10 protein-coding genes and 1 tRNA gene are annotated in these 13,481 nt (G+C 40.9%); 6 read left to right on the forward strand and 5 right to left on the reverse strand.

Going from position 1 to position 13,481, the window contains the following annotated elements:
- Positions 1–27 precede the first annotated feature (27 nt).
- Both HQK88_05660 and HQK88_05665 read right to left on the reverse strand, forming a co-directional pair.
- On the reverse strand, positions 28–291 hold the full coding sequence (locus HQK88_05660; protein ID MBF0616288.1) for a type II toxin-antitoxin system RelE/ParE family toxin: 264 nt from the start codon (positions 289–291) through the stop codon (positions 28–30).
- Positions 281–499 (reverse strand): ribbon-helix-helix domain-containing protein, encoded by a 219-nt coding sequence (locus HQK88_05665; protein ID MBF0616289.1) that lies wholly within the window; start codon positions 497–499, stop codon positions 281–283. Before HQK88_05665 ends, HQK88_05660 begins: the two co-directional genes overlap by 11 nt.
- Positions 500–1,007: 508 nt before the next feature.
- Between HQK88_05665 and HQK88_05670 the strand changes: the two genes are divergently transcribed.
- Positions 1,008–3,221 carry an HDOD domain-containing protein gene (locus HQK88_05670; protein ID MBF0616290.1) on the forward strand — a complete coding sequence of 738 codons (2,214 nt, stop codon included), beginning with the start codon at positions 1,008–1,010 and terminating at the stop codon, positions 3,219–3,221.
- 46 nt (positions 3,222–3,267) lie between these two features.
- Here HQK88_05670 and HQK88_05675 read toward each other — a convergent pair whose 3' ends face one another.
- The 3 genes from HQK88_05675 to HQK88_05685 all read right to left on the reverse strand — a co-directional run bounded on the left by HQK88_05675 (position 3,268) and on the right by HQK88_05685 (position 8,861).
- Positions 3,268–4,209: a TIGR01212 family radical SAM protein gene (locus HQK88_05675; protein MBF0616291.1), complete on the reverse strand. Its 942-nt coding sequence runs from the start codon at positions 4,207–4,209 to the stop codon at positions 3,268–3,270.
- 637 nt (positions 4,210–4,846) lie between these two features.
- Positions 4,847–6,529 (reverse strand): arginine--tRNA ligase, encoded by a 1,683-nt coding sequence (locus HQK88_05680; protein ID MBF0616292.1) that lies wholly within the window; start codon positions 6,527–6,529, stop codon positions 4,847–4,849.
- Between the two features lie 34 nt (positions 6,530–6,563).
- Complete coding sequence (locus HQK88_05685; GenBank protein ID MBF0616293.1) at positions 6,564–8,861, reverse strand: HDOD domain-containing protein; 2,298 nt, start codon at positions 8,859–8,861, stop codon at positions 6,564–6,566.
- Positions 8,862–9,026: 165 nt separating this feature from the next.
- On the opposite strand from HQK88_05685, the gene HQK88_05690 reads away from it, so the two are divergent.
- The 5 genes from HQK88_05690 to rfbH all read left to right on the forward strand — a co-directional run bounded on the left by HQK88_05690 (position 9,027) and on the right by rfbH (position 13,463).
- The gene (locus HQK88_05690; GenBank protein ID MBF0616294.1) at positions 9,027–9,299 is read left to right on the forward strand and encodes a peptide chain release factor-like protein; all 273 of its coding nucleotides are present in this window, start codon (positions 9,027–9,029) and stop codon (positions 9,297–9,299) included.
- Positions 9,300–9,311: 12 nt separating this feature from the next.
- Positions 9,312–9,385: transfer RNA gene (locus HQK88_05695), tRNA-Arg, on the forward strand.
- 59 nt (positions 9,386–9,444) lie between these two features.
- Positions 9,445–10,530 carry an NAD-dependent epimerase/dehydratase family protein gene (locus HQK88_05700; protein MBF0616295.1) on the forward strand — a complete coding sequence of 362 codons (1,086 nt, stop codon included), beginning with the start codon at positions 9,445–9,447 and terminating at the stop codon, positions 10,528–10,530.
- 4 nt (positions 10,531–10,534) lie between these two features.
- Positions 10,535–11,803 (forward strand): UDP-glucose/GDP-mannose dehydrogenase family protein, encoded by a 1,269-nt coding sequence (locus HQK88_05705; protein ID MBF0616296.1) that lies wholly within the window; start codon positions 10,535–10,537, stop codon positions 11,801–11,803.
- A gap of 16 nt (positions 11,804–11,819) precedes the next feature.
- On the forward strand, positions 11,820–13,463 hold the full coding sequence (gene rfbH, locus HQK88_05710) for a lipopolysaccharide biosynthesis protein RfbH (GenBank protein ID MBF0616297.1): 1,644 nt from the start codon (positions 11,820–11,822) through the stop codon (positions 13,461–13,463).
- The last annotated feature ends 18 nt before the right edge of the window (positions 13,464–13,481 follow it).

The following is a 13,481-nucleotide window of genomic DNA, read 5'->3' on the forward strand; positions in this document are numbered from 1 at the left end:
AATAAACTAAGAGTAATATGCTGAACTTTACGTCTCATAGACGTCCTTTCTCATACCGACACGAGCGACAACAATTGTATGGTCTTTTTCATTGATAGCAAAGATAATTCGTATTTTTCCTATGCGATAGCTGTAAAGACCGCTAAATATTCCTTTTAACGGTTTACTCAGAAGCAGCGGTTTATCTGACAAATAAAACTCTACCTTGTCCATGACCTTTGTCTTAGTCTTAACGTCAAGGTCCGAAAGCACATCCAATGCCGGAGCGCTCCAGATTACATCATATGCCAAGTTTTTTCCTTGCCTCGCTGGATGTATAATACTTTGTATTAGCGTCGTTTAGAGTTTCCCATGCTAAATATGCATCTTCAAATTCATCTATATAGTTTTGTAGCATTTCATTTAAATAAAAACTTTTTGGCCTCATGGTCTTCTTTGAAAGACTATTAAGTCTGTCGTATACGCTGTCTGAAACCCTAACGCTCAATGTTTTAGCCATTCTAACCTCCTTACAGGTATTACATGTATTATAACCAAATCCAGTTGATAAAAACAAGCAATGACTTTCTATGTCACGTAATTAAAGTGAGTTTAGATATAGCAAATTGAGACCGTTGCAAAATTCCCAAAATGGGGGAAAAGTATTTCCCAATTAATACCGAGTAGCAGCCTAAAATATAATAATGATGAGATTACCACGTCGCTATCGCTCCTCGTAATGACGGATAGGTACGCCCACGCACAGCCCACGTCGCTATCGCTCCTCGTAATGACGGATAGGTACGCCCACGCACAGCCCACGCCGTCATTGCGAACCCCCGCAGGGGGTGTGGCAATCTCATCCTTTTTCTATAACATTTTGTTATATTTTTGAACTCAACTTGGTGTTATAATATTTTTGCAACGGTCTCAATTTGCAATTCCAGGCTGAATAATGCGTAGAATTACCGGTAAACAATATGTTACAATCCGCTGGATTATAAGAATATTACTCTGGAGGGTTAGATGTGTTAAGTAATGCAGGGGTGCATGGAAACGGCGAGGGAAAAACGCCGTCAGGCCCGATAAAAAGTGTAACGTTAATGATAACCGAATTTACCAGCACTTACATACCAGGCAGACATATGGAAAGACCCTCCATATCGGTTATTATTGATAAGCTAAACGACATACTTCTTACTAAAAACTTAGGTGTTAAGATAAAAAGTGTCGGTACTAAGACATATTATACTTTTAACGACAGCAGCAACGCCCTGCACACTGCTTTTAATATAAAAGGAATAGTGGATAAGTATAACCTTCTGACTCAGAGCAATACCCCTGTACTTTTTAAAATAGCCATTCACACTGGTCCTATGGAAAATGATGACTTAAAGCCGGTAACCAGTACGGCATCTTTACTCATATCAAAAACCGATTCAGACTGTATTTATTTAACAGAAGAGGCCTACAACGCCCTGCCGGAAAAAGACAAAGAAAACTGCAAAGAAGAGAAAACCATCCAAAGTATGAGCAGGGGCGTCTTAAAGATATACAAAGTAGGCTTTATTGCGGATATCTTGAAAACACAAGAGAAACCTCCTGAGCATGTGAAACCTCAGGAACAAGAAAAACGCCCCGATATGATTTTATATGGAAAACCAGTAGGTGCTTTTTCCAAAAAACTCACTACAGTTGAAGCAATTAAGGAAAAAACTAGTAAAGACGGATTTCCCGTTATGTCACACACGATAGATCTGCTGTTGAAATTACCGGAAAATCTTAAAGTTGACGAAATATCGGTTACTCAGTTGACAAACGTTATTTTAGATGATTTCTCGTTGACCAACAAGCTTCTGTCCCTTGTTAATACTGCTTACTACACTCAATACGACGGTAAAATCAACACAATGTCAAGAGCGATAATGCTTTTGGGATTTGTTCAGATAAGAAGCACAGCGCTGTCTCTTTTGCTGTTTGAAGACATTGCGGATAAGCACCTTGCCTATGAACTTAAAATTTTAATTATAAACTCAATAATGAGTTCTATGATTTCAAAAAACATAGCATTAAACGGTACACAAATAAACGCAGAAGAGGCCTTCATCTGTTCCATGCTTCATGATCTCGGTAAAATCCTGGTTGCTTACTTTTTACCGGAGGACTATGGTTTGGTTACTGAGAAGATAAAAAAACAGCAGTACAGCGAGGATATGGCATCGCGCTCTGTCCTTGGCATGTCGTATGAAGAGCTTGGCATAAGTATTTCCACCGAATGGAAACTACCCAAACAAGCCATCCACTGTATGCATAAGCTTGACAACGAACGGGTTATTAAACCTGAGACCAACGATGACAGACTCAGAGGTGCAGTGGCTTTTTCCGCAGAACTTTGCTCTCTCATGCTGGATGACTCTATAGCCATCACTGATAAACAAATGTCTCTCAAAAAGATAACAAAACGATATGGCGAATGCTTTACACTGTCGCAAGATCAGATGTCAGCTATCTTTAATTCAACGTTAAAAGAGATGAACCACTATTTTGGCGTTTACGACATTAAATCCGAAGAGATAGAGCTTTTTAGAAAGATAAGCGACTTCTACGCTGCCTTTGAAGCTGTAAGACCCATCGAGGTTAAAACCGCTGTCCCAGTTCCTGAGGAAAACAAACTCGGTGATACTGAGTTTCTTGGCGGAACGTTGCCAGCCGGAAACGAAAAACAGGAAAGTGTTGTATTCCAGAGAGCCATCTACGATATCACCACTGCTCTTTTAGAGGATTATTCTTTAAACGACACGCTGCGCATGATTTTAGAGATTATTTATAACACCATGGGGTTTTCGCATGTGTTGATTTGCCGGAAAAACTCCAAGCAAGACAGAATGGTTGGATGGTTTGGTTTTGGAGCTGATATAGATGTTATTGTAAGCAAATTTAATTTCCCAATCGTTGACTCTGACGATGTGTTTAGTTTTGCGCTCAAAAACGGTTCTGACATGGTCGTTGCCGACTCCAAAGCGCCCGACGTAAAGGAACGGATACCACTGTGGTACGCTAATGTATTAAACTCAGATACCTTTGTCGTGTTACCAATAATAGTTTCAGACAAACCTATTGCAGTTATCTATGCCGACAATGCCGGCACCGAACGGAAATCTTTTTCCCAACACCAAATATGGTGTCTGAAAGCTCTGAGAAAACAAGTTAATATGGTATTTAAACAGAAATTGAAAACCTAAGTTGAGGATTAAGGAAAGAAATTTTTTCCGCAGATTGCGCAGATTTTCACAGATGGGTTTTTACTATATCTTCAGGCACAAAGTGTTTACCCTGATAAATGTCCCTTCCTGTAAACATAAGCTCTATATCGCGGATGATTTGCTGTCTGGTCTTATTCCACAGAGGGGCAATCAGGATGTCATCAGGGGCGGTGGCAAAAAGCCTTTGAAGGACAAGATGCGGCGATAGTTTTTGTATAAACTCCCGGATGAATTCGAGATATTCCTCATACGAAAAAACGTAAAACGGATTCTTTTCGTAAGCTAGAGCTAAAGCTGTGGATTTTATAACCTGAAGCTGATGGATTTTAAGAAAATTTACAGGCATTGCCGATATAACCCCTGCCATGTCCATCATCTCCGAGCGCGACTCGGTGGGAAACCCTACGATAAGATGAGCTCCTAAATTCTTAAGCCCCATTTTAGCAGACAGCTCTATGGTATTTAAGAAACAGTCATAATTATGCCCTCTGTTTATAAAGTTCAGGCTTTTGTCGTAGATAGACTGTAGGCCGTACTCAATTAATACAAAATAATCTCTGGAAATATCTTTCAATAACTGCAACTTTTCCTCGTCAACCGAGTCAGGACGCGTGCCTATGGCTAAACCGATTATGCTTGGATTAGACAGTGCCTGGTAGTACAACCGCCTTAGCTCATCAACTGGTGCGTAGGTATTAGTGTAGGGCTGAAAGTATGCAATAAACTTTTTAGCCTTGTAGCGTTTAGATAGATAGCCGATGCCGTTTTCAATCTGTTTATCAACACCGAGTGCGGGTTCACAGGGCCCCGGCCTGAAGCTGTCGTTATTACAATAGATACACCCTCCGTACCCAACAGTGCCGTCCCTGTTTGGACACGTAAAGCCGGCATCTACATTTACCTTATACACGGATTCACCATAGAGTGACTTCATATAAGAACCAAAGGAGTTAAAACCGGCCTTCATACTTAATTATCCATTTTTGGCTGTCTTTGTGTCAAACGAGAGATTTGATATTATTCTAATTTTAATTCAGAAGTATAATACCAAGTAGCTTCCCAAAAGGTAAACTAATTGTGATGAAAAAGACTGGATCCCGCATCAAGTGCGGGATGACAAAGAGGCGCAATCCCTTTATCAGTCATTCCTGCGAAGGCAGGAATCCAGTATTTTATTTATATCTTTGAACGCAACTCGAGACCGTTGCAAAAATCATTTTTCAGCCAAAACTTTACAAAAAACACAATTGTAAATATACCAAAATTCAAAAAGATATTCATATTGATTATTTAAAAGGATGAGATTGCCACGCCCCCTGCGGGGGCTCGCAATGACGATAAATAATAGTTTTTACTGTGTTTTTTATTCGTCATTGCGAGGAGCGATAGCGACGTGGCAATCTCAGCCTTTAAAAATAATTAACGTAATTATGCATATCGCTATAAGAGTTTTTTTATTGTGAAAATTCAAAATATCGAATTATGCAACGGTCTCAACTCGGTATAACAAGGCGGCAAGGAGAAAGCGACGCAGGCGTACTTTTAGTACGTTGAGGAGCTTGTGACGAAGCCAACAAAGTTAGACGATTGAATTAGAATTAGTATTACATTCTTTCAGGGGCGGTAATACCGAGAATATTAAGTCCGGCCTCAATTATGGTCTTAATTGATTCACACAGGATTAGCCGCGCTTGTGTCAGCATGAGCGTCTCAGCGGTCTCCTCTGTCCCCTCTACGCTCAGTATTCTGTACTTATTGTAGTAAGGGTGAAACATTCCGGATAGCTCCTGAAGATAAAAGGTAATTCTGTGTGGCTCACGGGCACGGGCTGCGTTTTCAAATATCAATGGATATAGGATAAGCTTTTTTATGATTTGAAGCTCCTCCAGTTTATCCAAAAGTGAAAGATTCATCTCAATACCCTGAAAGGACGTTTGAATGCCCCTTTCATGAGCTTTGCTGAATATGCTGTTTATTCTTGCGTAGGCATACTGAACATAAAAGACAGGATTTTCCGCCGATTGCGCCTTTGCCGCATCGAGGTCAAACTCCAGTTGGCTGTCCGGTCTTCTTGTAAGAAATATAAATCTGGCAGTGTCTGCGCCTATCTCATCCATTAAATCGCTCAACGTGATAAACTCACCGGCACGCTTAGACATCTGAACCGGCACCCCGCCTCTTAGAAGTGATACCATCTGCACCAGTAGCACTGTCAGCCTTGAGTCATCAACCCCTGCCGCTTTAATTGCAGCCTTTACGCGCGGTATGTAGCCATGGTGGTCTGCCCCCCATATATTAATACATTCGTCAAATCCCCGCTGAAATTTCCGTATGTGATATGAAATATCAGAGGCAAAGTATGTGTAACTGCCGTCGCTTTTTATTATTACCCTGTCCTTTTCATCTCCAAACGCTGTTGCCCTAAACCACACGGCTCCGTCCTCATCGTAGATATATCCCTGTTGTCTCAGTAAATCAATGGAGCCTCTGACTGTGCCGCTGTCAAAAAGTTCCCGCTCACTTTGCCATCTGTCAAAAGTTACGCTGAACGCACTTAAATCGTCCTCTATCCACTTGAGCATTTTCTTATAAGAGTAGTCTGTAAATATCGTTGAAACGTCATTAAAGTCACGGTTTAGGAGAGAATCTCCATAAGTTTCGTCTATGTCTTTTGCTATCACCTCAACATAATCGCCTCTGTAACCATCCTCCGGCATGGGATATTTGTCAGAGTTAAACAGATGGTGGTAAGCCGAAAAAACCGATTTACCAAGAAGCGAGACCTGCCGTCCGGCGTCATTTATGTAAAACTCTTTCTCAACCGTAAAGCCTGCTGCCGTTAGAAGATTAGCAAGGGCTGCTCCTAAGGCTGCACCTCGGCCATGCCCAAGGTGCAATGGGCCGGTTGGGTTAGCGCTCACAAATTCTATCTGTACTTTCTTTCCAAACCCAAGCTCCACCCGTAAGAATTCTTCCCTGTTGTTATAAAGCATGTTTAACTGCTCATACAGAAAGCTGCTCTTAAGGTGAAAGTTAATAAACCCCGGCCCAAGGATTTCTATTTTTTCAAACATTGTTTTAATCTCAGGCCGGCTGTTAAGTGCTAAGGTGAGAGCCTCCGCTATTTTTCTGGGTTGAGTCTTTAACTTTCCCGATAAACTCATCGCCACCGGCGTTGAAATATCCCCCTGCCCTGCCCGCTTTGGAATTTCCACCTCTGCATAGTCCACTTTAACGCCCAAACTTTCAACTGCATCAAGAATAAATTTTTCTATCATCGAAATTATTTTCCCTTTCTTTGCTGTAACTTATAAGGAGGAGTTAGCCCTGTAGTTTTTGTTTAAATGCTAATAGAGCAAGCTTTCTCATGATTTTAAGGTTCCAGATCATATCTGCCTTAAGTGAGGCATTTCCTCCGTAGATAACATCGCCGTATATCATTCCTATTGGTTTATCATTTAATACAATCGGCAACGCTGTAAATGAATGAGCATTTATTGTGTTTAAGTACCAGTCGGGAATGCGGCTGCGTGCGTCTTTGAGAGTTGAATCCGCTACCAGCATGTCTGTGTTGTTGGTAAGTGATGAGTTAAATACGTCTTCTGAATTATTTAACGAAAACTTAAAAATCCGTATTACTTTTTCCACCTCTGAACCAAACCCAAACCTTGCCTCCATCGTATTGGTCTTAGGGTTTCTTATGCAAATAAAAACGCGTGAAAACCCCATCGTGCGATACATTATTTCAAGTATTATCCTCAACACATCATTTACGGTGTATTCTCCTGTTAGTGCTCCAACTATGTCTGAAAGCCCCTTGTTGAGGCTCTCTCCGTCAGCGTTAAGCTTTGCCTCAGCTTTGGATAACCCCAGAATTTCAGTCTCCACAATTTCTATAGAATCAACCCGCTCGGTCTTTTCACCTACCACAAACTCGGACGCTTTGGCAGCCTTTAAAAAGCTGTTGATTTTCTCTATGATAGGCTCTTTTTTTGCCTTTGATTCATATACCTTAAGGAAGACATTGATTTCCTTAAGAAGATTGTCATATAGCCCTCTGATTTGCTGTTCGGTTATGTTAAAGCACACGCTGTAGTGAGCAGTCAAGTCACTTATGGAATTTCGTTTTTGTGTGTTTGTCAGCGCCTGGTCCAGTATCACAGAGCCTAAGTCGGTCGAATAGGACACCAGCATGTGGCTCTTATCTATGCTTGTTATAGGCTTAAAGAGATTTGCTTTATCAACGTGTTTCATGCTGTGGATGATGTGTTCCGGCAGTGACCATCCCTTTGCTATGCTTACGCTGAGGTCCTCGTACGACGTACCCAAAACGGCTGTGGATGCTGAGTTTTCACTGAGATCCTCACTTTTCATTTTTTCTGTTATCGCAACGTGTTCTTCAGGAAGAAAGTATGCCACCATGATTTTCCCAAGATCGTGTAACATGGCACAAATAAAGGCCTCCTCAGGGTCGGCTGTTATAATTTTCCCTGCCAGAGACTTTGCTATGTTGGCCTTCATAAGTGAGCCGACTATCAACTGCTTAAGCTCGCTTGCCATTGACTTATCCACAATCCCCTCAAACAGAATCAGTGAAAGAGCCGCATTTCTTACCTGAATAAACCCAAGCAGCATCAGAGCCCTCGATATAGTGCCTACCTTACCGCCATACTGGCTATAGTAAGATGTGTTTACAAGAGCAAGAATTTTACTGGTCAAACCATAATCGGTAAGTATCGAATTTGTAACATTTGCTATATGAGTGTCATCCTGCAAGACATTAACCGGTAGCTTCATTAAAATATCCACGGTTTTACTCATTATTGGAAATCCTCCGCTTGAAGTAAACTTGCCCTGCAGTGTGTCAATAGTGCTTCTGCTCTTAACCTCCGGTTCAGGCGCTTGCACATAATAGGTTTGATCAATAGGAGTTGAAGGCACTTTCTGTATAATTTCTTGCTTTTCTGATACCGCTTGTGCAATTTCCTGCTTTTCGGGCAGCACTTGTGCGTTTTCCTGTTTTTCAGGTACAGGCGGTGCTGTTTCTTGTTTTTCGGATACCGGCTGTGGTGTTTCTTGCTTTTCAGGTAACGCTTGAACAACCTCCTGTTTTTCAGGCGACACTTTATATACCTTTACCTGTCCCAGTCCTTTTATGTCCATGCTGCTTTCAAGCCGGCAAAGCTCCCTGTCTTCAACGTCTATCATGCCATATGTTTCCTCGGTGAGATATATGCCGGTGGCTTTTATGGATGACAGAATAACCATTGCCACAACTGAAAGCCCTGAGGATTCAACATCGGCATAGAGAGTGCCTAATCCTGAGTGAAGCACTATCCTGGTTGTTACAGACTTAGAGTTTATTTTCAGATTATTATACTTATCCATTAACTCCAATATTTTGTGGGCTGTTCCGAGGGCACTGCCGCAGTCCTCAAAGGAATACACTGTACGGTTTTTGTAGTCCTTTATCATTATACCACGGTTTTTCTGAAGCAGCACATCATTCAACCTCTTTATAATATGACTGGCGGATGACTTTGTTGAGCTATCCTCATCAAAGCCAAACTCTGTCACCATTACGGTTACCACACTCACTTCTGTTGCCGTTGCGTTCATCTGTCTGCTCCTGCATCCACTGCGTTAGTTACTAATCATATATTATAATATTACAAATTGTACTCATTAATCCATGATTTTCTTGATAAATCTATAGTATATTAAAGCACTTTGAAATGTTTGAATAAAATAAGATGTACGGTTATACCGAGTTTCTAAACAGAGATGGATTTTGCGGTAAGCCCCAAAAAAAACCAATGGTTAAAAGATCAGATGGTTGCCCTTAATATAAAAGAAGATGACCTACTTGAAAAATTTATAAGGTCCTCGGGAAAAGGCGGCCAAAAGGTCAATAAGTCCTCAACGTGTGTTTACATAAAGCACCTGCCCACAGGCATAGAGGTTAAGTGCATGAAAGACAGAAGCCAGTCGATAAACCGATTTTTGGCCAGACGCACTATTGTTGAAAAGTTGACAAATATGCTAAAAGACCGTTAGAATCAAACATAAGCGCCCATGGCTCAACTGGACAGAGTGTCGGACTACGGATCCGAAGGTTGGGGGTTCGACTCCCTCTGGGCGCGCTTATACTGCCATACGGAAAAAAATGAAAGCCCAGTTACCGGATAAGGAGCCTTAAACTATGTTAAACCGGGTTGTTTCCGAGGATATGTCCAATATATTATCCAGCCTTGACAGTAAGGAAAAACTAAGAGGTTCTAAGGTTTTAATAACTGGTTGTGCAGGGTTTCTTGGATACTATTTTCTTACATTTTTTTCTCAGTTTACCGAGCTTCTTGGAATAGAACAGGTCGTATGTATTGACAATTTTCTGCTTGGCAAACCTCTCTGGTTTGAAAAAACTGTTGGCAAAATTGGCAGCAAACTAAAGAAGGTAACATTCGATATAGCAAAAGATAAATTCAATGAGCTTGGGGAAATTGCAGATGCTGATTTCATAATCCACATGGCCTCAGTAGCCTCTCCGACATTCTACAGAAAATATCCGATTGAAACAGTTGATGCCAATGTGTGGGGATTAAGACAACTGCTTGAATACTACAAAGACAAGCCTATAAAAGGTTTTCTGTATTTTTCCAGTAGCGAAATATACGGTGACCCGTCAGTAGAGCATGTTCCTATTCAGGAGGATTATCGGGGAAACGTAAGCTGTATTGGCCCAAGAGCGTGCTATGACGAGTCAAAAAGATTCAGTGAAACTCTATGTTATCTCTATGCTAAGCAATACAGTATGCCGATAACTATAGTGCGTCCTTTTAATAATTATGGCCCGGGGATGAAGCTTGATGATAAACGTGTCCCGTCTGATTTTGCCAATGCCATAATGAATGGAAGCGATATTGTGTTGTATTCGGATGGCTCTCCAACCAGAACTTTTTGTTATGTTTCTGATGCAGTAACCGGTTATCTGAAAGCACTTTTATACGGGAAATTTGACTATTTCAACATAGGAATTGATAAACCTGAAATATCTGTGCGTGCTCTTGCCGAAATATATGTTGAAAAAGGAAAACTCATAACGGGATATAAAGGAGCCATAAAGTATGAAAAACACCCGGACACCGATTACTTAACCCATAATCCAACCAGAAGGTGTCCACAGATAGAAAAAGCAAAACAATTGTTACACTACACTCCAACAGTAGAGGTGGATGAGGGTGTGGGACGATTTTTGGAATATTTAATAACAGAAAAAAACATACCGTAGTATAATGATACCGATTGGTATAACTGTAATAGGGCTGGGGTTTGTAGGGCTAACTACATCGCTGGGTTTTAGCCATAGGGGGCGCACTGTTTATGGTTTTGATATCAATCAGAAAAAAACAGAGGCTCTCAGGCAGTGTGAAATTCCTTTTTTTGAGCCGGGATTATCTGAGGCACTGAAAGAACATAAGGACAAACTGTTTTTTCTCCCTGAGGCTTTGAGTGAAGCTATTGATAACAGTAAAATAATATTCCTTTGTGTTGGAACACCCTCAGACAAAACAGGGCAGGCTGACCTGTCACAGTTATTAAATGCTATTAATGACATTTTAAAACACATTAAAAAAGGGCAATATAAGGTGATAGCTATAAAATCAACAATACCACCATCCACTACAAATAAAGTCATCAAACCATATATTGAAAGCCTGGGATTTGAAGTTGGTAAAGACATCGGGCTTTCAAATAACCCGGAGTTTCTGAGAGAGGGGACATCGTGGATGGATTTTCTCTGTCCTGACAGAGTGGTCATAGGCACGGATGATGATGAGGTTTTCTCTGTACTCAGTGAATTGTATGAACCTTTTGGCGCTCCGATATATAAGGTTTCATATAACACGGCAGAATTCATCAAATATCTTTCAAACACACTTCTTGCAACCATGATAAGTTTTTCAAATGAAATGTCTATGGTTGCACACACTTATGGAGATATAGACATAAGCAAATCCTTTAAAATTCTGTCCCAGGACAGAAGATGGTTTGGAACTCCTGCCGCTATGACAAGTTATGTGTATCCGGGGTGTGGATTTGGAGGGTACTGTCTGCCTAAAGATACGCTTGCCCTGTATGCCGCAGCAAAAAGCAAAGGCTATGAGGCATCGCTTTTAAAAACCGTGCTACAAATTAACGATAATATAAAACACTTTTTGGTGGACAGGCTTTCTAAGGAAACAGATCCGAAAAGCAGGATTGGAATTTTGGGACTATCCTTTAAGCCCGGTACCACTGATGTAAGGGATACACCTGCTGCCTCCCTTATCGAACACCTTATACGGAAAGGCTACACACAAATCACCGTGTATGATCCTATGGCAATGGAGGAGTTCAGGAAAACGTTTAATCAGAATGTGGAATATGCCGATAACATTGAAGATTTGTTAAGCAAGTGTGATTGCTTTATAATAGTTACGTGGTGGAAAGAGTTTGAGGCTAAAAAGGAGATTTTGCTCCAAAAAAAGGTATATGATTTCAGATACGCAATAGAGTTGTAACAAGAGGAACCGGTAAATGAAACAGCAAAAACACATTGGCAATATATACGAGGTAAAATCCACTGAGCCGTGTTACGACATCCTGTATGTGATTGCCGTAACCGATACAGATGAAAGCGGAGACACAGAGTGTTACGCTATAAAATTTACATCGTCTGAGAGTAAAAATTTAATCGCCCTGCCTCCTGATACATTATCATCAGACACATCCATTGATATAAGGAGAAAGTATCTGATAAAAGAGTCAGACATTGTGAAAAAAATCTGTACTGTCAGCAAAAAGTTTCTCGAAAATGTTCTGAAAGAAATCATATTTAAAGAGGTTGGAAATTACTATGAAGCCATACATAGCAGTCTGAGGACTGAAGAATTCATAGAAAACAAAACGAAAATTAATTATGCCGGCAGAATTTTTAATAAAGACGAGATGGTAAATGTGGTTGATGCAGCACTTGAATTTTATTTGACTGCAAGCCGCTATGACAAAGCGTTTTGTAATAAGCTGTCTGAATTTTTAACTATGGGGCACAATAAACCAAAGCGTGTTTTAACGGCGAATTCCGGCTCCTCTGCCAATTTGCTTGCCATTACGGCTCTTACTTCATACAAACTCGGAAAATTCAGGCTTCATAAAGGTGATGAGGTCATAACTGTTGCAGCCGGCTTTCCTACCACAATAACACCGATAATTCAAAACAATTTGGTTCCAGTCTTTGTAGATATTAAACTTTCGACTTATAATATAGACCCAGAGCTGATAGAAGATGCAATTTCAGAAAAAACCAAGGCTATTTTTATCTCCCATACACTTGGTATTCCATTTGACGTTGAGCAGATTGCCACAATAGCTCAAAAACATGGACTATGGCTTATCGAGGATAACTGTGACGCCATTGGCGCTCAATATACTCTCACAGGGCAGTATAATCTCATAGCGGGTAAAACTTTATCCGGAACTATGAAAACCGGCACGTTTGGACACATCGGGACATCCAGCTTCTATCCGGCGCACCATATCACAATGGGTGAAGGCGGAGCGGTTTACACCTCGGATGATAATTTGTACAGAATTATGCTTTCCCTGAGAGACTGGGGACGGGATTGTTGGTGTGAACCCGGCAGTGACAACACCTGCGGCAGAAGGTTTCAGTGGAATATGGGAGACCTGCCTGACGGATATGACCATAAGTATATATATTCACATCTGGGTTATAACCTTAAGATAACGGAAATGCAGGCAGCTATAGGACTGGCTCAACTTGACAAGCTGCCGGCTTTTGTTAAAAGCAGAAGGGAAAACTGGCTTGCTTTGTATGAGGGGCTAAAAGACCTTGAGGATTCTTTCATTTTGCCCTCATATCCCGAAAACTCTGTGCCCTCACCTTTTGGCTTTGCTCTTACGATAAGAGAAAACTCCGTTCTTAAGCGGAAAGAGCTGACGTCATTTCTTGAGAAGAATTTGATACAAACCAGAACAATCTTTGCCGGAAACATGTTAAAGCAGCCAGCTTTTACAAACGGTGATTTTCAGTACAGGGTTTATGGAGAGCTTAAAAACACTGACATTGTCATGGATAACACCTTTTGGGTCGGAGTATATCCGGGAATTAACAAAGAAATGCTTGATTTTATGATTAGCAAAATAAGACAAATGAACTAAATACAAAGTAGTAGAAAA

It is taken from the genome of Nitrospirota bacterium, from assembly GCA_015233895.1.
Taxonomy (GTDB): Bacteria; Nitrospirota; Thermodesulfovibrionia; order Thermodesulfovibrionales; family Magnetobacteriaceae; genus Magnetomonas.

What these genes read in the sequence shown, in the direction of transcription:
- HQK88_05705 (MBF0616296.1), top strand. Translation starts at nt 10,535, where the DNA reads ATGATACCGATTGGTATAACTGTAATAGGGCTGGGGTTTGTAGGGCTA.
- HQK88_05685 (MBF0616293.1), bottom strand. Translation starts at nt 8,861, where the DNA reads ATGAACGCAACGGCAACAGAAGTGAGTGTGGTAACCGTAATGGTGACA.
- HQK88_05700 (MBF0616295.1), top strand. Translation starts at nt 9,445, where the DNA reads ATGTTAAACCGGGTTGTTTCCGAGGATATGTCCAATATATTATCCAGC.
- HQK88_05665 (MBF0616289.1), bottom strand. Translation starts at nt 499, where the DNA reads ATGGCTAAAACATTGAGCGTTAGGGTTTCAGACAGCGTATACGACAGA.
- HQK88_05690 (MBF0616294.1), top strand. Translation starts at nt 9,027, where the DNA reads ATGGATTTTGCGGTAAGCCCCAAAAAAAACCAATGGTTAAAAGATCAG.
- HQK88_05675 (MBF0616291.1), bottom strand. Translation starts at nt 4,209, where the DNA reads ATGAAGGCCGGTTTTAACTCCTTTGGTTCTTATATGAAGTCACTCTAT.
- rfbH (MBF0616297.1), top strand. Translation starts at nt 11,820, where the DNA reads ATGAAACAGCAAAAACACATTGGCAATATATACGAGGTAAAATCCACT.